The organism is Stenotrophomonas sp., assembly GCF_035634915.1.
Taxonomy (GTDB): domain Bacteria; phylum Pseudomonadota; class Gammaproteobacteria; order Xanthomonadales; family Xanthomonadaceae; genus Stenotrophomonas.
On the sequence record NZ_DASQCB010000014.1, the window covers coordinates 83,388 to 103,847 of the forward strand.

Consider the following 20,460-nt stretch of genomic DNA (forward strand, 5'->3'; position numbering starts at 1 on the left):
GCGCTCAGTGCAGGGTTTCTGAACAAAGCCGCCGTCGTTCAGAACAGCAGCGAGGCCATCTTCCGGCGGTAGCGGCCGACCAGGTCCTCGTCGGTGATGACGTTGAAGGCATCGATCAGCACCTTGCGCGGCAGCCCTTCGGAGAAGGTGCGGTCGACCCGCAGCATCTCCAGGAACTGTTCCAGCGCCGCTTCGTCGTGGCCGCCGAGCAGCAGCTGCACGCCGCGCAGGTGACGGGCCTGCAGGTCCTTGCCGTCGGCGGCGATGCGTGCGTCCAGGGCGTCTGCCGGAGGCGCATCCTTCAACGCGGTGGCGAAAGCCAGGCGGGCGCGGGCGCGTACCGCACGGTCATCGGTGGCCAGGTTGGCGGGCAGGGCATCGATCAGGGTGCCGGCCTCGTCCACGCCGCCCACCTGCAGCAGGGCCAGGGCCAGGTCCAGCTTCAGTTCGTCCTTGTCCGGCTCGGCGGCGATCTGTGCACGCAGCACGTCCACCTGCGCCTGCGGGTCCAGCGGTGCTTCATCTTCGGCGACGGTGTCGCCGATGTCGGCCGGCACGATGCCGTGCTGGGCGAGGAACTCACGCAGCTGGCCTTCGGGAATGGCGCCGGGGAAGCCGTCCACCAGCTGGCCGCCCTTGACCAGGAACACGGTGGGCACCGAGCGGATCTGGAAGGCGGCGGCGATCTGCTGTTCGGCGTCGACATCGACCTTGGCCAGCTCGAAGGCGCCGTTGTACTCGGCCGCCAGCTTTTCCAGCATCGGGCCCAGGGTCTTGCACGGGCCGCACCAGGTGGCCCAGAAGTCCACCAGGACCGGCGTCTGCAGCGACTTCTGCAGGACTTCGGCCTCGAAGGTCGCGGTGGTGGCGTCGAATACGTGGGTCGTCGTCTCGGTCATGGGGAGGTATCGCCTGGCAACGGGAGACAGATTCTATGGTGTCGATCCATGTCGGTCTCAACCCTCTCCTCATCGCGGGTACGGGCAGACGCGACGCAGCTTGGCGGTTTCTACGCCTGCCGCGACAATGCAGCAGTCTTTCATTACAGGTGGATCCGCGCGATGTCCGTGCTCTGGCTTGATCGTTGGGTAGGGCTGCTGGCGGCGGCGCTGTTCGTGCTGGCGGTGGTTGGCTTCGGCGCGGGGCTGGCCGGCTACGCGCAGTCAATGCATCCGGTGGCGCTGCTGGGTGCCCAAGGCGTGCCGCATGCGCTGGCATTCAACCTGCTGGGCCTGGTGCTGCCGGGGGCGATGGCAATGGTCGTGGCCGAGCGCCTGCGCCGGCAGCTGCCGGTGGGGGCGGGCTGGGCGCCGCGGGTCGGCAGCCAGATGCTGCTGCTGGCGGGTCTGGCCTTCGCGGCCATGGGCCTGCTGCCGCTGGACCCGGAGGACCTGCATGGCGGCGCCAGCCAGCTGCATGCCAGCGCGTGGATGGTGTGGGTGCTGGGTTTCGTGGTTGGCACGCTGATGCTGGGCATCGCGCGCCTGGGTGCGGGGCAGGGGCGCGCGATGGCCTGCCTGGCCGTGGCCTGCGGCGCGCTGGCTGGCCTGGCCGCCTTTGTCCTGCAGGGCGTGCTGCCGGCACCGCTGGCGCAGCGGCTGGCCTTTGCCTGCTGGGCGGCCTGGCTGGCGCTGGCCCTGCCTCTGTCGCGGGCGCGCTGAGACCGGGGCCGGGCCACCGTCGCACGGGGCTTTCCGGCCCGGGATTGGAGACGTTTGCCGCACTGCGGTACGCTGTACCGCTTTGCCGCCGCAACCGCGTGTTCCATGACCAGCGCTGAACCCATCGCCTACGACCCGCAGCAGGTTGAATCCGCCGCCCAGAGCTTCTGGGACGCCACCCGTGCCTTCGAGGTCGATGAATCCTCGGACAAGCCGAAGTACTACTGCCTGTCGATGCTTCCGTACCCGTCTGGTGCGCTGCACATGGGCCACGTGCGCAACTACACGATCGGTGACGTGATCAGCCGCTACAAGCGCATGACCGGCCACAACGTGCTGCAGCCGATGGGCTGGGACGCGTTCGGCCTGCCGGCGGAAAACGCGGCCATCAAGAACAAGACCGCGCCGGCGGCGTGGACCTACAAGAACATCGACCACATGCGCAGCCAGCTGCAGTCGCTGGGCTATGCCATCGACTGGTCGCGCGAGTTCGCCACCTGCCGCCCGGACTATTACGTCCACGAGCAGCGCATGTTCACCCGCCTGATGCGCAAGGGCCTGGCCTACCGCCGCAACGCAGTGGTGAACTGGGACCCGGTCGACCAGACCGTGCTGGCCAACGAGCAGGTCATCGACGGCCGCGGCTGGCGTTCCGGCGCGCTGGTGGAAAAGCGCGAGATCCCGCAGTGGTTCCTGCGCATCACTGATTACGCACAGGAACTGCTGGACGGCCTGGATGAGCTGGACGGCTGGCCGGAATCGGTCAAGACCATGCAGCGCAACTGGATCGGCCGCTCCGAAGGCCTGGAAATCCAGTTCGACGTGCGCGATGTCGACGGCAGCGCGCTGGATCCGCTGCGCGTGTTCACCACCCGCCCGGACACGGTGATGGGCGTGACCTTCGTATCGATTGCCGCCGAGCACCCGCTGGCGCTGCACGCGGCGAAGAACAACCCGGAACTGGCTGCACTGCTGGCCGACCTGAAGCAGGGCGGCGTGTCCGAAGCCGAACTGGAAACCCAGGAAAAGCGTGGCATGGACACCGGCCTGCGCGCCGTGCACCCGGTCACCGGCGAGCAGGTGCCGGTGTGGGTCGCCAACTTCGTGCTGATGGGCTACGGCACCGGCGCGGTGATGGCCGTTCCCGGCCACGACCAGCGCGACAACGAGGTGGCCAACAAGTACGGTCTGCCGATCGTGCAGGTCATCGCCCTGAAGGATGCGCGCAACGATGATGAGCGCACCTGGGACGCCACCCGCTGGCAGGACTGGTACAGCGACAAGAGCCGCCAGACCGAGCTGGTCAACTCGGCCGAATTCGATGGCCTGGATTTCCAGGGCGCCTTCGAAGCGCTGGCCGAACGCTTCGAGCGCAAGGCCCAGGGCCAGCGCCGCGTGAACTACCGCCTGCGCGACTGGGGCGTGAGCCGCCAGCGTTACTGGGGCTGCCCGATTCCGGTGATCTACTGCGCCAAGTGCGGCGCGGTGCCGGTGCCGGAAGAGCAGCTGCCGGTGGTGCTGCCGGAGGACGTGGCGTTCTCGGGTACCGGTTCGCCGATCAAGACCGACCCGGAATGGCGCAAGACCACCTGCCCGGATTGCGGCGGTGCGGCCGAGCGCGAGACCGACACCTTCGACACCTTCATGGAGTCGAGCTGGTACTACGCCCGTTACACCTCGCCGGGTGCCCGTGATGCCGTCGACAAGCGCGGCAACTACTGGCTGCCGGTGGACCAGTACATCGGTGGCATCGAGCACGCGATCCTGCACCTGATGTATTTCCGCTTCTACCACAAGCTGCTGCGTGACGCGCGGATGGTGGACAGCAACGAACCGGCGCGCAACCTGCTGTGCCAGGGCATGGTGATCGCCGAAACCTACTATCGCCCTAACCCGGATGGCTCGAAGGACTGGATCAACCCGGCCGACGTGGACGTGCAGCGCGACGAGCGCGGCCGCATCACCGGCGCCACGTTGATCGCCGACGGCCAGCCGGTGGTGGTCGGTGGCACCGAGAAGATGTCCAAGTCGAAGAACAACGGCGTGGACCCGCAGGCGATGGTCGGCAAGTACGGCGCCGACACCGTGCGCCTGTTCTCGATGTTCGCCGCGCCGCCGGAACAGTCGCTGGAGTGGAACGAAGCCGGCGTGGATGGCATGGCCCGGTTCCTGCGCCGCCTGTGGGCCCAGGTGCACAAGCACGCTGCCGACGGTGCCGCCCCGGCGCTGGATGTGGCCGCGCTGGATGCCAACCAGAAGGCGCTGCGCCGCAAGACCCACGAGACCATCGGCAAGGTCGGCGATGACTACGGCCGCCGCCACAGCTTCAATACCGCCATTGCCGCGGTGATGGAACTGATGAACGCGCTGGCGAAGTTCGACGACGCCAGCGAGCAGGGCCGCGCGGTACGCCAGGAAGCGCTGCAGGCCGTCGTGCTGCTGCTGAACCCGATCACCCCGCATGCCAGCCACGCGCTGTGGCAGGTGCTGGGCCACGGCCAGACGCTGCTGGAAGACCAGCCGTTCCCGCAGGCCGACAGTGCGGCGCTGGTGCGTGATGCGCTGACCCTGGCCGTGCAGGTCAATGGCAAGCTGCGTGGCACGATCGAGGTGGCCGCCGATGCCGCACGCGAGCAGGTGGAGGCGCTGGCGCTGGCCGAGCCGAACACGGCCAAGTTCATGGAAGGCCTGACGGTGCGCAAGATCATCATCGTCCCCGGCAAGATCGTGAACATCGTCGCTGCCTGATGTACCCGGCACCGGCCGCCGTGCAGGCGGCCGGTGCGTTGTCGCCACGGCCACCGGCCGATGGCCCTGCGTTCACGCGTCGTCGGGCACGCTGTCTGTTGCCGTGATCGCCCGGCTCCGCCAGACTGTTCCCATGACCCGAATCCTGCTTGCCCTCGTCCTTGTCCTCGGCCTTGCCGGCTGCGGCTTCCACCTGCGCAACAAGTTGATGCTGCCGACCGACACCGCGCCGGTGAAGGTGGTGTCCACCGCGCCCTACAGCGAGCTGGTCAAGCTGTTGAACCGCAGCCTGCTGGCCTCCGGTGCGAAGCTGGCCGACGAGGACAGCAAGGATCCGGCAGCACAGCTGCAGGTGCTGTCCGAGCGCTGGGGCGACCTGCCCATCGCCATCGACGCACAGGGCCGTGCGCAGGAATACAGCCTGCGCTACGCGGTCATCTTCATCTTCCGCCGCGAGGATGGCAGCGAGCTGGTGCCGCAGCAGGTGATCGAACTGTCGCGCGACTACGTGTCGCCGCCAACCGACGCCACCGGTACCACCACCGAACGCGAGATCCTGGCCGACGAACTGCGCCGGGAAATGTCCGCCTCGATCATCCGCCGCATCGACAGTGTGGTGCGCGCCGAAGTCGAGCGCGGTGGCAGCCTGTCCGCGCCGAAGCCGGCGCTGCCGGTCGATGGCGAACCGGCCGCGGTGCCGGCGCCGGTCAAGCCCTGAGCTGCCGCCGACGATGGAACTGCGACCGGAGCAGCTGGCCAGCCAGGGCGGTGATACCGCGCTGGCGCCGGTATACCTGATCGCTGGCCCGGAAACCCTGCGCGTGCTGGAAGCGGCCGATGCGGTGCGCGCACGCGCCCGTGCCAGCGGCGTGGACGAGCGCGAGGTGTTCGACGCCGACGGCCGTGACTTCGACTGGAACCAGCTCGACGCCAGCTTCAATGCGCCCAGCCTGTTCAGTGCGCGGCGCCTGGTGGAAGTGCGCCTGCCCAGCGGCAAGCCGGGCAAGGACGGCGCCGAGGTCATCAGCCGGTTCTGCGCCGACCCGGCGCCGGACGTGGTGCTGCTGATCACCGCCAACGAATGGAGCAAGGCCCACCAGGGCAAGTGGGCCGAGGCGGTCAGCCGGGTCGGCGTGCTGTCGGTGGCCTGGGCGATCAAACCGCATGAGCTGCCGGACTGGATCGAGCGCCGCCTGCGCAGCAAGGGCCTGCGTGCCGACGGCGCCGCGGTGCAGCGGCTGGCCGAGCGCGTGGAAGGCAACCTGTTGGCTGCCGCGCAGGAGATCGACAAGCTGGCGCTGCTGGCCGACGGCCAGCCACTGGACGTGGAGCGCATGGAATCGCTGGTGGCCGATGCCGCCCGCTACGACGTGTTCCGTCTGGTCGAGGCGACCTTCTCGGGCCAGCCCCAGGCCGTGCTGCGCATGCTGGCCGGCCTGCGCGGCGAAGGCGAGGCAGTGGCCGCGCTGATGCCGATCGTGATCCGCGAGCTGCTGGCCGGTGCCGCCCTGGCGCGGGTACAGGCCCGGGGGGGCAATCTGGCCGCCGAGATGAAATCGCGCGGCATCTGGGAATCGCGGCAGGCGCCTTACAAGCGCGCGCTGCAGCGGCACCCGGAAGGCAAGCGCTGGGAACGTTTCGTGGCCGAGGCCGGTCTGGTCGACCGCATCGCCAAGGGGCGCGCCGACGGTGACGCCTGGCTGGCCCTGGAACGCCTGCTGGTGGCCGTGGCTGAAGCCCGTGCCGTGCGCCTGCTCGCGCGGGCCTGAGTGATGAGCCTGCGGATCTACTACGGGGGCACCTTCGATCCGGTGCACCTGGGCCACCTGGCCATCGCGCGGGCTGCCCGCGACGAACTGCAGGTGGCCGTGCGCATGCTGCCGGCCGCCGACCCGCCGCACCGCGCCGTACCGGGCGCGACCGCTGAACAACGTTGTCGCATGCTGTCGCTGGCCATCGGTGACGAGCCGGGCCTGGTGCTGGACCGGCGCGAGCTGGACCGGGCCGCCCGTCACCCCGGCCGCCCGTCCTATACGGTGGACACCCTGCGCGAGCTTCGCGCGGAACTTGGCCCCAGCCGGCCCCTGGCCTGGCTGGTCGGCGCCGACAGCCTGCTGGCCCTGCCGGCCTGGCATGAATGGCAGGCGCTGCTGGGGCTGGCCCACTTCATCGTGGCCGAGCGCCCGGGCAGCCCGCTGCGTGATGCGGTGGCTGGCGAGCTGGGCCAAGCCCTGGAAGGGCGCTGGTGCGACAGCGAGCAGGCCCTGTTTGCCAGCCCGGCCGGGCGCGTGCTGCGCCTGCACCAGCCGCTGCGCAGCGAGTCGGCCAGTGCCGTGCGCGCGCAGATTGCCGCGGCCGGCCCCTGGCGGGCGATGTTGCCGCCGGCCGTGGCCGACTATGTGGCCGAACAGCACCTGTACCGCATCACGACGCCATGAACGGCGCCGTGAATGGCGTCGGCGCGGCTTGCCCGTATAATCGCCCCCACGTTTATCGAGTCGATCCACTTTGAGCAACCAGACCCAGCCCCAGACCATCAAGGTCGAACTGCCCAGCCCGCCGCCCTCCGTGCCGGACCTGCTGGCCAGCGTCCGCCAAGCCACCGAAGACCTGAAGGCCAAGGACCTGGTCGAGATCGACGTGCGCGGCCGGTCCAGCGTTGCCGATTACATGATCGTCGTTTCGGGCACCTCGACCCGCCACGTCAAGTCGATTGCCGATGAAGTCGTGCGCTTCGCCAAGAACATCGACGTGATGCCGCTGGGCGTGGAAGGCGAGCGCGAAGCCGAATGGGTGCTGGTTGACCTGGGCGATGTGATCGTTCATGTGATGCTGCCGCGCGTGCGTGAGTTCTACGCGCTCGAGCGCCTGTGGACCGTCGGCGACCAGCCGCCGCCGAGCGACGACGAAGTGGCCTGAGCCACGCGGTGATGCACCCTTCGACGGCGCCGATGGCGCCGTCGACGTTTTGGAGACTGCACGATGAAAGCCCGCCTGATCGCCACCGGTGAGCGCGCACCCAGCTGGGTCGCGCAGGGGTTTGCCGAGTACCAGAAGCGGCTGTCGCACTGGCTGCCGTTCGAGCTGGTGGAGATCGAGCCGGGCCTGCGTGGCAAGGGGCGCGATGCGCGCCGTGCTACCGAGGACGAAGGCAAGCGGGTGATTGCCGCGCTGCCGAAGAATGCCTATGTGGTGGCCTTGGACGTGCCGGGCCGCCAGCTCAGTTCCGAACAGCTGGCGCAGCGCCTGGAACATTGGCGCGGGCAGGGCAGGGATCTGGCCTTCCTGATCGGCGGCCCGGAAGGACACTCGCCGGACGTGTCGGCGCTGGCTGATGAGAAATGGTCGATCGGGCCGCTGACCCTGCCGCACATGCTGGTGCGGCTGGTGGTGGCCGAGCAGCTGTATCGGGCGGCGGCAATGATTGCCAATCACCCCTACCATCGCGCGTGAAGAGTGGTTATACTGTTCGTCTGCCCGAATAGCTCAGCCGGTTAGAGCACTTGACTGTTAATCAGGGGGTCGTTGGTTCGAGTCCAACTTCGGGCGCCACTTTTGAAAACCCGCATCGCGAGATGCGGGTTTTTTCTTTTGCTTTTTGTAGCGTCGAGCTTGCTCAACGGCTTTGGTCGACGCGACGGAACACGCCAGTCGAGCAAGCTCGACGCTACAGGGCCAATGTCCCACGCCAGAATGCCACCAGCGTGACGATCGCCACGGCCAGGATCGCGCCGAACAGCAGCCATTCCCAACGCGTGAATACCGGCTGCCCATGCTGGCGGCGGGTCAGTGCGAACAGTGCCACGCCGGGCACGTACAGCAGCACGGACAACAGCAGGTTGTCGAGGCCACCGGCATACACCAGCCACAACGCATAGACGCTGGCCAGCAGGGCCACGCCGAAATCGCGCCAGCGCACGACCGGCTGGCCCGCATAGGCCACGCCACGCCAGGCCAGCTGCACGCCGAACGCCGCCGACAGGAAGTACGGCACCAGACTCATCGACGCGGCCAGCAGAACCAGACTGGTGTAGCTGCCGGCATTGAACAGCACCAGCAGCAGGAACAGCTGGATCAGGCCATTGCTCAACCACAACGCATTGGCTGGCACGCCGCGTGAGTTTTCCCGGCCGAGAAAGGCCGGCATCGTGCCATCGCCGGCGGCGGCATACAGGACTTCGGCACACAGCAGCACCCAGGCCAGCAACGCGCCCAGCACGGAAATGATCGAGCCGATGATGATGACCGTCGCCCCCCATTCGCCGACGATGGCGCGCAGCACGTAGGCCATCGACGGATTGGGCAGGCCCGCCAGTTCCGTCTGCGACAGCACGCCCATCGAAAGCACGCTGACCAGCACCAGCAGCAGCCACACGCCGGTAAAGCCCATCACCGTGGCGCGGCCGACATCGGCACGGCGAGCAGCGCGCCGCGAATAGATGCTCGCCCCTTCGATGCCGATGAACACCCATACGGTGACCAGCATCATCCCGCGCAGCTGCGTGCCGAGGTCGCCCAGGGCCGGCCCACCGAAGAAATCCGCCTTGAAGATATCCATGCGGAATGCGCCGGCGGCCAGGACCAGGAACAGGGCGATGGGCACCAGCTTGGCCACCGTCACCAGGCTGTTGACCAGCGCGGCAGTCCGCAGGCCGCGCAGCACCAGCAGATGCACGGTCCACAGCAGCAGTGACGACGCCGCCACGGCAGCCGCAGTGTTGCCCTCGCCGAAGACCGGCATGAAGTGGCCCAGGCCGCTGAAGATCAGCACGAAGAAACTGGCATTGCCCAGCACCGAGGCGACCCAGTAGCCCCACGCCGCGGAGAAGCCGATGTAGTTGCCGAAGCCTTCGCGGGCATAGGCGTAGATGCCGGTGTCCAGATCGGGGCGGCGGTTGGCCAGGGCCTGGAACACGAAGGCCAGCATCAGCATGCCGGCGCCACTGAGCGCCCAGCCGATCAGCACGGCGGCCGGCCCCGCGCTGCGGGCGACGTTCTGTGGCAGCGAGAAAATGCCGGCGCCGACCATCGAGCCGACCACCAGCGCGGTCAGTGCAGCCAGGCCAAGTCGTTGCGAACGCGCCGCCATGTGCCACTCCCTCGGGCAGGGTCTACATCCTACCGCTGCGATGTGAGCGGAAAAGCAAAGGCCCGGGCAGGAGCCCGGGCCTTTGCGGTGACGCACCTTCGATTACTTGAAGGTGTACTTGGCGCCGACGGTGAAGTAACGGCCAATCGCACCGCTGAAGTGCAGCGGGTTGTAGTTGACCGCACCGTAGGTGCTGGGGTCGAGCGGGGCGATGCGGTCGAACACGTTCTGCACCGAGGCGTTCAGTTCGAAGGCATCGGTGATGTTCCAGCGGCCGGACAGATCGAAGGTGGTGAAGGAGGAGATCTTCTCCACCGGCGTACCGTCTTCGTAGAAGGCCAGGTAATCGCCACCGCGGCGGTCCTTGTTCTCCATGCTGTCGATGTAGTTCACCACACCGCTGACGCTCCACGGACCCTGCTTCCAGGTGGTGCCGAAGTTGATCTTGTCCTGCGGCGTACCGATGCAGTTGGTCACGTCGCAGTTGCCGTGGGTGCCGACGTAGTCGACGGTGGTGTCACCCTCGGTACGCTCGAACTTGAGGATGTGGCTCCACTGCAGGTCCATTTCCAGCTGGCCCGGACCGAGGTCGAAGGTCTGCCGCACGTCGGTGTCGATGCCGCGGACACGCGAGGAGTTGGCGTTCACGTACGCCGTGTTGACCGCCAGGATGGTGCCGCTGTTGGCCACGCCGCCGATGTTGTTGGAGTCACGCAGCACGTTGCCGGCGGCGATCGCATCGGCGGTGCTGCCCTGGGCGATTTCGTTGGTGCGCTTGATTTCCCAGGCGTCCACGGTCAGCGAGGTGGTGGAGGTCGGCTGCAGCACGATACCCACCGAGTAGCTCTTGGACTCTTCCGGCTTCAGATCCGGATTCGGACGGGTGATGATCGCCACCGAACGCGCGGTGCACTCGTTGGCCGGATCGATGGCGCAGCGCACCGGATCGCGGGCGTTGGAGAAGGCGGCCAGGCCACCGTCACCGTTCTCGGCCGGGTTCGGCGCGCGGAAGCCTTCGGCGTAGCTGGCGCGCAGGGCGATCCAGTCGGCCGGGGTCCACTTCACGCCCAGCTTCGGCGTGGCCTTGCCTTCACCGCTTTCGTACTTGTCGTAACGCACGGCGCCCGACAGTTCCAACGATTCCAGCACCGGGGCGGACAGTTCGGCGTAGCCGGCGTACACGTTCTGGGTGCCGTCATAGGCCGAGTAGCCCAGGCCGATGATCTGGCCCACGTCGGTGAAGGTCTGCGGGGTCAGGCTGTTGCTGGTCTTGCGCCACTCGGTACCGAAGGCCAGGCCCAGCGGGCCGCCCTTGAGGTCCATCAGGCTGCGCGAGATGGTGAAGTCGAACATGTCCAGGCTGGACTTGGCGCGGGCGCTGATGGTCGGGCTGATCGCATCGTAGACCGACTGCGGGGTCAGCGACGCGTTGTCACCGATGCGCCAGGTGCCATACGGGCAGGCCGGGTTGCCGAGCACGCAGCGCACGGCGTCGTAGTTCAGGAAGCCGGTGCGCTTGTTGACCAGGTCGGTGCCCGAATGCAGGTAGGCGGTGTCGTAGCTCCACTCACCCCAGTTGCCCTTGACGCCCACCAGGAAACGGTTGAACTCGTTGGTGTTGTCGGTCACGCGCGGGCCGACGTCCCAGGCGCTGTAACGCAGGCGCGCCGCGTAGGGCAGCGGGTTGTCCGGGTGGCCGGCGTACAGCATGGTGGCGCCGGCGCCACTGTTGGCGTTGACCGGACCGCCCGGGTAACCCCAGCCGCCGGAGACGCCGGACGGCGTGTTGCTGAAGATGGTTTCCTTCTTCGAGTAGCCGATCTCGGTGTAGACCTCGCCGCCTTCACCGAATGCGAAGCTGGCACGGCCGAACACGTTGACGTACTTCTCTTCCGGGCTCAGATCACGGTACAGCTGTGCCGGGTCCCACAGGCAGCCCTGGGCCTGGGCGGTGGCATCGTTCTGGCCCGGAATGGTGGTCACGCCGGCGCAGCCCGGCAGTGCGACCAGGTGCCCGGTGTTGTCGAACACCGAGCCGTTCGGGCCGGTGCCGCCGGCGGTGCCGCCAGACAGGTAGGCGCCACCGAGGAACTGCGCATCGGCGGCATCGTAGCCCCAGCGACGGATATCGCCGGTACCGATCCACTTGCGGTTCTTGCGGTCGCTGATCTGGATGCGGTCGGTCTTGCCGACGTCCAGGCTGAAGAAGGCGTTCCAGCCATCGCTGGAGAGGTCGCCGGTGCCGGCGGTCAGCGTGGCCTTCTTGGCATCGCCGTCGCCATCACCGGACACGCCGTAGGAACCGCGCAGGATCGCGCCCTGGAAGTCGCTGCGCAGGATGATGTTGACCACGCCGGCGATGGCGTCCGAACCGTAGATGGCCGATGCGCCGTCCTTCAGCACTTCCACGCGCTCGACGGCGTCAAGCGGGATGGTGCTGAGGTCGGTGAACACCTTCTGGCCGTCATCGGCCAGGCCATAGGTCGCCATGCGGCGGCCATTCAACAGGACCAGGGTCGAACCGGCGCCGAGGCCGCGCAGCGAAATGCCCGCGCCGCCACCGGCAAAGCCGTTGCCGAAGGTCTTGGGAATCGAGCCCGCGCCATCGGCAGTGAGCGTCTGCAGGTACTCGGCGACCGTGGTCTTGCCGGTGCGGTCGATTTCCTGGCGCGTCACCACCTGCACCGGCGACGGCGTTTCGGTATTGGTGCGCGGGATGTTCGAACCGGTGACCGTGATCCGGTCAAGGTTGGTGGCCTGTTCCTGTGCGAAAGCGGACGAGGAGGCCACGGCGCCGGCCAGCAGCAGCGTGCCGCCGGCAAGGATGTGGGTGATGGACGATGCCAGGTGATTATGGCGGCGGCTGGCGGGCCGTTGGATCGGGTGTTTCACAGCTTCTCTCCTGACTGGAAAACTCGAGCATTGAGGGCGTCATCCGGTGTGTACCGGGACGTATCAATCTAGGTTTCCAGGCGGTGACGAAGCCGTGAAGTTTTACTGAATTCGTAACGAAGTTTAGACCGAAGCGAAATGTTTTGACGCATTTGGCAATTGACATGGTTGTGCCGGCCCGGTAGCAGCCCGGGCCGGCACACTGCCTCAACCAGGAAGCGAGAACTGCACCGGCACCATGCCAATGGCCGGTACTGCCACGCCGTCACGTTCGGCTGGCACAAAGCGCCACTGGCGCAGCACCTGCTGGCGGGCGGCCTGGTCCAGGCTGCGTGAGCCACTGCTGCGCTCGATGCTGACGTTCACTGGCTTGCCGCTGGTATCCACCTCGACCCGCAGCAGCACGGTGCCCTGTTCGTGATTGCGCAGGGCCTGGATCGGGTAGGCCGGCGGCGGTGCGCTGCGGTACTGCAGCTGCACCCCGGCGACCGGCGCGGACGGGGCCAGGCTCGGAGCCGCCTGTACCGGCGCGGGTTCGGCGGCGGGCAGGATGATGCCCTGGGCCTCTTCCAGCGTTGCAGTGGGGGCGGGCAGCGGGGGGGCCACGGTCGGCGCGGCCTGTGGCTTGGGCACGACCTTGGCGACTTCCGGCTTCGGGTCCACCGGCAACGGCTCCGGCGGCTTCGGCTGTTCCTTGGGGATCAGCCTCACCTCGGTGGTGTCGCGGGGGAGGGCGGTGATGGCCTGGTAGGTTGCCGGGATCAGCAGCAACAGGAAGGCCAGCAGGTGCAGGGCGATGGCCGCGCTCCAGGCGGCGACGCGGGCGGGATCAAACTGCAGCGGTACTACGGGATACGTACGAACCATGGTCCACCTCCATGCCAGTGACGAAGTCCTCAACGCACCAGGGCCGCCAACGGGGTTGCCGCACGCGGCTGGCAGTCAATCATTAGCGCCACTCCCCGACCACTGCCTAGAGGCAGGGGCGACGTCGTTGGGCTGGGCTTCATGTAAAAAAGCGGGGCCAACCTGCGTTGGCCCCGCCTTGTATCCCGGTAGTGGCCAACCTTGGTTGGCGCTTTGGGCAGGTACTGCCAACCAAGGTTGGCATCTACCTCTGGGAGGTTGGCATCTACTGTTGCCAGCGTTGGCGCGCGCCGTCAGCGACCCAGTTCGAATACGACGTCCAGGTTGACCGACACGGTCGATTCACCCGGCGCCACCGGGGTGGCCTTGTCCATCGCCGCATTGGCGGCCATGGCCCGCATCATCGGCATCGGGCGGAAGCCGCCGTTGCTGTTCTCGGAAATGCTGACGATGCGGCGCACCTGCAGGCCCAGCGACTTCGCATAGGTCTGGGCACGGGCCTGGGCCTTCTTCAGCGCGGCCAGGCGGGCTTCGTCATACACCGGCTCAGGCTGGTCGATCTCGAACTGCGGGCCGTTGATCTGGTTGGCGCCCTGCGCGGCCAGCGCGTCGAGCACCTTGCCGAGCCTGGCGATGTCGCGCACCTTCAGGCTGACGGTGTTGCTGGCCTGGTAGCCGGTGATCTTCGGCGCTTCGTTGTCGGCATAGCGATACTGCGGGTTGAGGCTGACGCCGCTGGTCTGCACGTCACGCTCGGCGATGCCGGCGGCCTTGATCGCGGCCAGCACCTTGTCCATCTGCTGGGCGTTCTGGCGCATGGCGCTGTTGCCGTCGGCGGCCTGGCTGACCACGCCGGCCGACAGGGTGGCCACGTCCGGCACGCGGGTGGCCTCGGCATTGGCCGAGATGTTCAGCAGGGTGCCTTCGGCCGGGGCGGCGATCGACGGCGACGACGGGGCGGCGTGGGCGGTCATCGAGGCTCCAAGAGCGAGGGACAGGGCGAGCAGCAGCGGGGTGGCGGTGCGGCGCATGGGATCTCCTTGTTGTGCCGTGAGGGTGGTGTCGTAGCGATGAACGCGCTGTGAGTCCGTTCGGGGTTGCACGTGCATCGGGAAGGGTTGCCGACGATTCAGGCAGCGCCCTCAGGTTATGCTGTGCCGATGCTCTATCTTGCTTCCCGCTCCCCCCGACGCAACCAGCTGCTGGCCCGACTCGGACGCCCCTTCCAGGCCCTCGACCTGGAGGTGCCCGAGCAGCGTGCGGCAGCTGAAAGCGCCGAAGACTATGTATGCCGCGTCGCGGCCGACAAGGCGCGCGCCGGCCTCGCCGCGGTCCTGGCCACGGACCCAAAGGCGCGGGTACTGGGCTCGGACACCGAGGTGGTGCTGGACGGCGAGGTGTTCGGCAAGCCGGCCGATGCCGCCGACGCGCGGGCCATGCTGGCGCGGCTGGCCGGGCGCACCCACCAGGTGATGACCGCCGTGGTGGTGGTGGGCGCTGACGGGCTGGACAGTGAGTTGGTCGTGTCCGAAGTCACTTTTGCACCGATCAGCGCTGCTGAGATCGCGGCCTACGTGGCCACCGGCGAGCCGCTGGACAAGGCCGGTGCCTATGCCATCCAGGGCGGGGCCGAGCGTTGGATCGAACACCTTTCCGGCAGCTACTCCGGCGTGATGGGGCTGCCGCTGCTACATACCGATCGTCTGCTGGCGCGCTGCGGCGTGCCGGCCCCCATTGCCGATGCCGCGAGGGAGGCTGCCGATGTCTGAGGAAATCCTGGTCAATGTGACCCCGCGCGAGACCCGGGTCGCGGTGATCGAAAACGGCATGCTGCAGGAGCTGCATATCGAACGCGGCTGGCGCCGCGGCGTGGTCGGCAACATCTACAAGGGCAAGGTGCAGCGGGTCATGCCCGGCATGCAGGCGGCCTTCGTCGAGGTCGGGCTGGAGCGCGCCGCGTTCCTGCACGCCAACGACGTGGTACGGCCGGCCCCGGTGGCCAGTGCCGATACCGAGAACACCACCCTGCCGCCGCCGTCCAGCGTGCCCATCGTCGAGCTGCTGCGTGATGGCCAGGACATCGTGGTGCAGGTGGTGAAGGACCCCATCGGCACCAAGGGCGCACGCCTGACCACGCAGATCAGCATTCCCTCGCGCTACATGGTGCTGCTGCCGCAGTCCAAGGTGGTGGGCGTGTCGGCGCGCATCGAGGATGAAGGCGAGCGCGCGCGGCTGAAGGCGCTGGTGACCGAGTTGTCGGCCCAGCACGGTGGCTACGGCTACATCGTGCGCACCAATGCCGAAGGGCAGCCGGCCGAGGCCATTGCCGAGGACGTGGCCTACCTGTCGCGCGTCTGGAACGTGGTCGAGCGTCGTGGCCGCGAGGCACCCTCGTGCAGCAACATCTATGAAGACCTGAGCCTGCCGCTGCGCTCGGTGCGCGACCTGATCCGCAAGGACGTGGACAAGGTGAAGGTGGATTCCAAGGAAACCTTCGCCCAGCTGCAGGCCTTCGTGGCCAAGTACATGCCGGTGCTGGCCGAAAAGCTGGAACTGTATTCGGGCGACCGGCCGATCTTCGACATGTTCGGCGTGGAGGACGAGATCGGCCGCGCGCTGGACAAGCAGGTGCCGCTGAAATCCGGTGGCTACCTGGTCATCGACCAGACCGAGGCGATGACCACCATCGACGTCAACACCGGATCGTTCCTCGGCCAGCGCAACCTGGAAGAAACCGTGTTCCGCACCAACCTGGAGGCCGCGCAGGCGGTGGCCAGGCAGCTGCGGCTGCGCAACCTGGGCGGCATCATCATCATCGATTTCATCGACATGGATGATGCCGAGCATCGCCGCCAGGTGCTGCGCACGCTGGAAAAAGCGCTGGCCCGCGACCATGCCAAGACCACGGTGTACGACTTCTCGCCGTTGGGCCTGGTTGAAATGACCCGCAAGCGCACGGTGGAAAGCCTGGAGCGGCAGCTGTCGGAAACCTGCCCGCAGTGCAGCGGGCGTGGCTCGATCAAGACCACCGAAACGGTGACCTACGAGATTTTCCGCGAGATCACCCGCGCAGTGCGCCAGTTCGATGCGGCGCGCCTGCTGGTGATCGCCTCGACCAAGGTCGTGGCGCGCATCACCGATGAGGAATCGGCGGCGGTGGCCGAGCTGGAGGAGTTCCTCGGCAAGAGCATCCGCTTCCAGGCCGATGAGCAGTACCTGCAGGAGCAGTTCGATGTCGTTCTGCTCTGAGCGGCACGGGCCGGGCACCGGTCGAGGCCGATGAGCGCGCCGCCGCGCCTGAGACTGCGAAGGATCCGCCGTCATTTCATTGCCGCGTGCGCGGTGGGCCTGGTCGTGCTGGCCCTGCTGGTGGGGACGCTCAGCCAGCTGCTGCCGCTGGCCGAGCGCCACCCCGAGGCCATCGCTGCGTGGCTGAGTGAACGTGCCGGGCAGCCGGTGCGTTTTGAACAGCTGGACACCGCCTGGACCCGGCGTGGCCCGCTGCTGCAGCTCAAGGGCCTGCGCATCGGCGCGGGGCAGGGCCTGGCCATCGGCGAGGCCGAGGTGCTGGTGTCGATGTACAGCGGCCTGCTGCCCGGCCGTTCGCTGACCGAGCTGCGCCTGCGCGGCCTGGCCCTGGACCTGCAGCAGGACACCGATGGCCGCTGGTCGGTGCGTGGCCTGCCGCAGTCCAGCAGCGGTGGCGACCCGCTGGATGCGCTGCGCCGGCTGGGCGAGCTGCAGGTGATCGGTGGCCGCCTGGGCGTGCATGCGCCCGGCCTGGGCGTGGATGCCACCCTGCCGCGCATCGACCTGCGCCTGCGCGTGGATGGCAACCGCCTGCGGGTGGGCGTGCGCGCCTGGGCGCAGACCGACGCGCTGCCGCTGACCGCGGTGCTGGATCTGGACCGCCGCCATGGCAACGGCCAGGCCTGGCTGGGCGCGGATCCTGTGGATTTCCATGCCTGGTCGCCGCTGCTGGCGGCCGGTGGCCTGCGCCTGCGCGAGGGCAAGGGCGAGCTGAACCTGTGGCTGACCCTGCGCGATTTCGCGCCGGTGGCCTTCACGACCGACTCGGACCTGCGCGAGGTGCACGTGGAAGGCGCGCCGATGCCGGGCGAGGCTACCCCCGGCCTGCAGCTGCAGCGCGTGCAGGCGCGCCTGCGCTGGCAGCGCCAGGGCGACGGCTGGGCGCTGCAGGTGCCACGGCTGCGCCTGCGCAGCGGAGCGGACGAACAACAGCTTGATGGCCTGCAGGTGCAGATGGGCAAGCAGCTGCGGATCAGCAGCGGGCCGGTGCAGGCCGGGACCGCGCTGCGCGCCATGGCCCTGAGCGACCTCCTGGACGCGGGCCTGCGCCACTGGCTGTACCTGTCCACGCCGCAGCTGGACGTGCAGACGCTGCAGGTGCAGGGCGAGCGCGACGGCCCGCTGTGGGCGCAGGGTGAACTGCAGGCGCTGGGCTTTGCCAGCGTTGGCGACGCGCCGGGCGTGCGCGGCCTGGGCGGTCGTTTCGAAGGCGATGCCGATGGTTTCAGCCTGCAGTTGAAGCCACAGCAGGAACTGCAGTTCGACTGGCCGACCGGCTTCGGCGAGCGCCACGACCTGCACCTGGCTGGGCAGATCGTCGGCTGGCGCGATGAAGCGGGCGGCTGGCGCATCGGCACTCCGGCCATGCGCGTGGAAGGCACCAACTATGCGGCCGACGTACGTGGCGGCGTCTGGTTCCAGGGCGACGGCACGCGCCCGTGGCTGCAGCTGGCGGCCAAGCTGGACGACGTGCCCATGACCGCCGCCAAGCGGTTCTGGATCCATTCCAAGATGAGCAAGGGCGCCACCGACTGGCTGGATGCCGCCCTGGTGGGCGGCCAGGTGCGCGGCGGCATCGGTCTGGTCAGCGGCGACCTGGACGACTGGCCGTTCGACAACAACGATGGCCGCTTCGAAGCCACCGGCCACATCAGCAATGGCGACATCCGCTTCCAGCACGACTGGCCGGTCATGGGCCAGGTCGATGCGGATATCGCCTTCATCGGGCCCGGCTTCCACATGCAGGGCCGCGGCGATCTGGCCGGCGTGGCGGTGCAGAAGTTCGAGGCGGGCATTGCCGATTTCGGCCAGCAGCCGCTGTACGTGCGCGCCGACAGCCAGAGCGAGGCCGGCCGGCTGCTGGCGATGCTGCGGCAGAGCGGCCTGCACAAGGAGTACGGCGACACCCTCGACAACCTGGTGGCCAGCGGTCCGGCCAACGTGCACTTCGATCTGCTGCAGCCGCTGCACCACGACGAGGGCGGCGGGCACCTGCAGGGCACAGTCGACCTGGCCGGTGTGAAGCTGGTGGACAAGCGCTTCGATCTGGAATTCGACGCCATGCAGGGCCAGGCCCGCTACGGCAGCGGTGGCTTCGCCGCAGAGGAGCTGGCCGTGCGCCACCTCGGCCAGGACGGCCGCCTGAGCCTGCGTGCTGGCGGCTATGTACGCAACCCGGCGCTGGCCTTCGAGTCGGAACTGTCCGCCCACCTGGATGCAAAGGTCCTGATCGACCGCGCGCCGGAAATGGCCTGGCTGAAGCCCTACCTGGATGGCACCTCGGCCTGGACCATCGCGGTCAACCTGCCCAGGGCGGCTCCGGGGGCACCGGCACCGCCGAGCGAGCTGCGCCTGCATTCGGATCTGGTGGGAACCCGCCTGGATCTGCCAGCGCCGCTGGACAAGCCGGCCGCTGACCCGCTGGCCACCACGGTGTCGGCGCAGCTGCCGATGGGCAATGGCCGCATCGACGTGGCCTTTGGCCAGCGCCTGGCCCTGGCCGCGCGCAGCCACAACAACCAGACCGGCGTGCAGGTGACGATGGGCAGCGACCGCGTGGACCGCGATCCGCCGCCCAGCGGACTGGCCATCAACGGCCACAGCCCGACCCTGGACGCGCTGGAATGGATCAGCCTGGCCCGTGGTGCAGGCGGCGACGGCGACCCGATGCCGTTGCGCGCGGTGGACGTGCAGGTCGGCCGGCTGATGCTGATCGGCGGCATTTTCGAACAGACCCGCCTGCAGCTGCGGCCGGGTGCGCAGGCACTGGACGTGCGCCTGGACGGCCCTTCGCTGGCCGGTCACCTGAGCGTGCCCAATGCCGACGGCGGCACCATCAGTGGCCAGCTCGACCGCGTGCACTGGCAGTCGCCACCGGCCACGCCGGGCGCTGACACGGCAGTGGCTGCGGCGCGGCCGCAGACCGGTGCCGATGACATGGACCCGGCGACGCTGCCGCCGTTCGCGCTGGACATCGCCGACCTGAAATTCGGCAAGGTGGTGCTGGGCCAGGCGGTGCTGCGTACGCGGCCGCTGGGCAACGGCCTGAGCGTGGACCAGCTGCGCTTCCGCGCGCCGGACCAGGAGATCGACATCACCGGCCGCTGGTTGGGCAAGGGCGCGGGCGCGCGGACCGAACTGACCGCGAACGTGCGCAGCGAGGACCTGGGCGGCCTGATGCAGAACCTGGACTACGCCGGACAGCTGCGTGGCGGCTCCGGCCAGGCGCAGCTGCAGGCGGGCTGGGCCGGCGGCCCGTCGGATTTCCAGCTGGGCAACCTGCAGGGCACGCTCGACATCGATGCGCGCAACGGCCAGCTGCTGGAACTGGATCCCGGTGCTGGCCGCGTGCTGGGCCTGCTCAGCGTGGCGCAGCTGCCGCGTCGCCTGATGTTCGATTTCCGCGACTTCTTCTCCAAGGGCTTCGCCTTCAACCATATCGAAGGCGGCATGCGCTTCGCCGACGGCATGGCGCGTACCGACAAGGTGCTGATCGAAGGCCCGGCGGCCAACATCACCATCCGCGGCCAGACCGACCTGCGCGAGCAGCAGTTCGACCAGACCATCGACGTCAACCCGCGTGCGGGCAATCTGTTGACCGTGGTCGGCGCGGTGGCTGGCGGGCCGGTCGGCGCGGCGCTGGGTGCGGCCACCAATGCGGTATTGTCCAAGCCGCTGGGTGAGATCGGCGCCCGCACCTACCGGGTGACCGGCCCGTGGAAGGAGCCCAAGGTGGAGGTGATCGAGCGCAGCCGCGACCGTACCCCGGCCCCACCGCGCGCGCCTGCGCCGGCCCCGGCCGTACCACCGAGTGTCACCGACCTGCCGCGCCCGCGTTGAGCGCTGCGGCCTCTGTTCATCCGGCGGCCTTGCCTGGCCGCCTCCAGACCCCCA

15 protein-coding genes and 1 tRNA gene are annotated in these 20,460 nt (G+C 68.3%); 11 read left to right on the forward strand and 5 right to left on the reverse strand.

Annotated features, from left to right (window positions below):
- Positions 1-38 precede the first annotated feature (38 nt).
- The gene (gene trxA, locus VER16_RS11850; protein ID WP_324808365.1) at positions 39-899 is read right to left on the reverse strand and encodes a thioredoxin; all 861 of its coding nucleotides are present in this window, start codon (positions 897-899) and stop codon (positions 39-41) included.
- A gap of 162 nt (positions 900-1,061) precedes the next feature.
- On the opposite strand from trxA, the gene VER16_RS11855 reads away from it, so the two are divergent.
- The 8 genes from VER16_RS11855 (at position 1,062) to VER16_RS11890 (ending at position 7,961) form a co-directional block, all read left to right on the forward strand.
- A complete protein-coding gene (locus VER16_RS11855; protein WP_324808367.1) occupies positions 1,062-1,661 on the forward strand; it encodes a DUF998 domain-containing protein in 600 nt (199 codons plus the stop codon).
- 105 nt (positions 1,662-1,766) lie between these two features.
- Complete coding sequence (leuS, locus tag VER16_RS11860; protein ID WP_324808369.1) at positions 1,767-4,409, forward strand: leucine--tRNA ligase; 2,643 nt, start codon at positions 1,767-1,769, stop codon at positions 4,407-4,409.
- Between the two features lie 133 nt (positions 4,410-4,542).
- Positions 4,543-5,127 carry an LPS assembly lipoprotein LptE gene (lptE, locus tag VER16_RS11865; protein WP_324808370.1) on the forward strand — a complete coding sequence of 195 codons (585 nt, stop codon included), beginning with the start codon at positions 4,543-4,545 and terminating at the stop codon, positions 5,125-5,127.
- Positions 5,128-5,140: 13 nt separating this feature from the next.
- Positions 5,141-6,178, forward strand: a complete 1,038-nt coding sequence (gene holA, locus VER16_RS11870) for a DNA polymerase III subunit delta (RefSeq protein WP_324808372.1) — start codon at positions 5,141-5,143, stop codon at positions 6,176-6,178.
- Positions 6,179-6,847, forward strand: coding sequence for a nicotinate-nucleotide adenylyltransferase (gene nadD / locus VER16_RS11875; protein ID WP_414716045.1), 669 nt, complete (start codon positions 6,179-6,181; stop codon positions 6,845-6,847).
- Positions 6,848-6,917: 70 nt separating this feature from the next.
- Positions 6,918-7,328 carry a ribosome silencing factor gene (gene rsfS / locus VER16_RS11880; RefSeq protein ID WP_324808376.1) on the forward strand — a complete coding sequence of 137 codons (411 nt, stop codon included), beginning with the start codon at positions 6,918-6,920 and terminating at the stop codon, positions 7,326-7,328.
- A gap of 63 nt (positions 7,329-7,391) precedes the next feature.
- The gene (gene rlmH / locus VER16_RS11885; protein ID WP_324808378.1) at positions 7,392-7,862 is read left to right on the forward strand and encodes a 23S rRNA (pseudouridine(1915)-N(3))-methyltransferase RlmH; all 471 of its coding nucleotides are present in this window, start codon (positions 7,392-7,394) and stop codon (positions 7,860-7,862) included.
- 22 nt (positions 7,863-7,884) lie between these two features.
- A tRNA-Asn gene (locus VER16_RS11890) sits at positions 7,885-7,961 on the forward strand.
- Between the two features lie 115 nt (positions 7,962-8,076).
- On the opposite strand, the gene arcD is transcribed toward VER16_RS11890, so the two are convergent.
- From arcD to VER16_RS11910, 4 genes are all read right to left on the reverse strand, one after another.
- Positions 8,077-9,498, reverse strand: coding sequence for an arginine-ornithine antiporter (gene arcD / locus VER16_RS11895; RefSeq protein ID WP_324808380.1), 1,422 nt, complete (start codon positions 9,496-9,498; stop codon positions 8,077-8,079).
- A 102-nt stretch (positions 9,499-9,600) separates the two neighbouring features.
- Positions 9,601-12,390 (reverse strand): TonB-dependent receptor, encoded by a 2,790-nt coding sequence (locus VER16_RS11900; protein WP_324808382.1) that lies wholly within the window; start codon positions 12,388-12,390, stop codon positions 9,601-9,603.
- 207 nt (positions 12,391-12,597) lie between these two features.
- The gene (locus VER16_RS11905) at positions 12,598-13,257 is read right to left on the reverse strand and encodes a TonB family protein (protein WP_324808384.1); all 660 of its coding nucleotides are present in this window, start codon (positions 13,255-13,257) and stop codon (positions 12,598-12,600) included.
- A gap of 293 nt (positions 13,258-13,550) precedes the next feature.
- The gene (locus tag VER16_RS11910) at positions 13,551-14,288 is read right to left on the reverse strand and encodes an SIMPL domain-containing protein (protein WP_324808386.1); all 738 of its coding nucleotides are present in this window, start codon (positions 14,286-14,288) and stop codon (positions 13,551-13,553) included.
- A gap of 129 nt (positions 14,289-14,417) precedes the next feature.
- Between VER16_RS11910 and VER16_RS11915 the strand changes: the two genes are divergently transcribed.
- The 3 genes from VER16_RS11915 to VER16_RS11925 are packed head-to-tail and all read left to right on the forward strand — an operon-like array spanning position 14,418 to position 20,406.
- Positions 14,418-15,026 (forward strand): Maf family nucleotide pyrophosphatase, encoded by a 609-nt coding sequence (locus VER16_RS11915; protein ID WP_324808388.1) that lies wholly within the window; start codon positions 14,418-14,420, stop codon positions 15,024-15,026.
- Positions 15,019-16,506 carry a ribonuclease G gene (gene rng, locus VER16_RS11920; protein WP_324808391.1) on the forward strand — a complete coding sequence of 496 codons (1,488 nt, stop codon included), beginning with the start codon at positions 15,019-15,021 and terminating at the stop codon, positions 16,504-16,506. The genes VER16_RS11915 and rng overlap by 8 nt, the downstream gene beginning before the upstream one ends.
- A 30-nt stretch (positions 16,507-16,536) precedes the next feature.
- Positions 16,537-20,406 (forward strand): YhdP family protein, encoded by a 3,870-nt coding sequence (locus VER16_RS11925; protein ID WP_324808393.1) that lies wholly within the window; start codon positions 16,537-16,539, stop codon positions 20,404-20,406.
- Positions 20,407-20,460 lie beyond the last annotated feature (54 nt).

Bases quoted from the DNA above. Each gene is read 5' to 3' on its own strand.
- arcD (WP_324808380.1), bottom strand. From the start codon at position 9,498: ATGGCGGCGCGTTCGCAACGACTTGGCCTGGCTGCACTGACCGCGCTG.
- VER16_RS11910 (WP_324808386.1), bottom strand. From the start codon at position 14,288: ATGCGCCGCACCGCCACCCCGCTGCTGCTCGCCCTGTCCCTCGCTCTT.
- rng (WP_324808391.1), top strand. From the start codon at position 15,019: ATGTCTGAGGAAATCCTGGTCAATGTGACCCCGCGCGAGACCCGGGTC.
- lptE (WP_324808370.1), top strand. From the start codon at position 4,543: ATGACCCGAATCCTGCTTGCCCTCGTCCTTGTCCTCGGCCTTGCCGGC.
- VER16_RS11855 (WP_324808367.1), top strand. From the start codon at position 1,062: ATGTCCGTGCTCTGGCTTGATCGTTGGGTAGGGCTGCTGGCGGCGGCG.
- VER16_RS11925 (WP_324808393.1), top strand. From the start codon at position 16,537: ATGAGCGCGCCGCCGCGCCTGAGACTGCGAAGGATCCGCCGTCATTTC.
- VER16_RS11915 (WP_324808388.1), top strand. From the start codon at position 14,418: ATGCTCTATCTTGCTTCCCGCTCCCCCCGACGCAACCAGCTGCTGGCC.
- VER16_RS11905 (WP_324808384.1), bottom strand. From the start codon at position 13,257: ATGGTTCGTACGTATCCCGTAGTACCGCTGCAGTTTGATCCCGCCCGC.
- rlmH (WP_324808378.1), top strand. From the start codon at position 7,392: ATGAAAGCCCGCCTGATCGCCACCGGTGAGCGCGCACCCAGCTGGGTC.
- leuS (WP_324808369.1), top strand. From the start codon at position 1,767: ATGACCAGCGCTGAACCCATCGCCTACGACCCGCAGCAGGTTGAATCC.
- holA (WP_324808372.1), top strand. From the start codon at position 5,141: ATGGAACTGCGACCGGAGCAGCTGGCCAGCCAGGGCGGTGATACCGCG.
- trxA (WP_324808365.1), bottom strand. From the start codon at position 899: ATGACCGAGACGACGACCCACGTATTCGACGCCACCACCGCGACCTTC.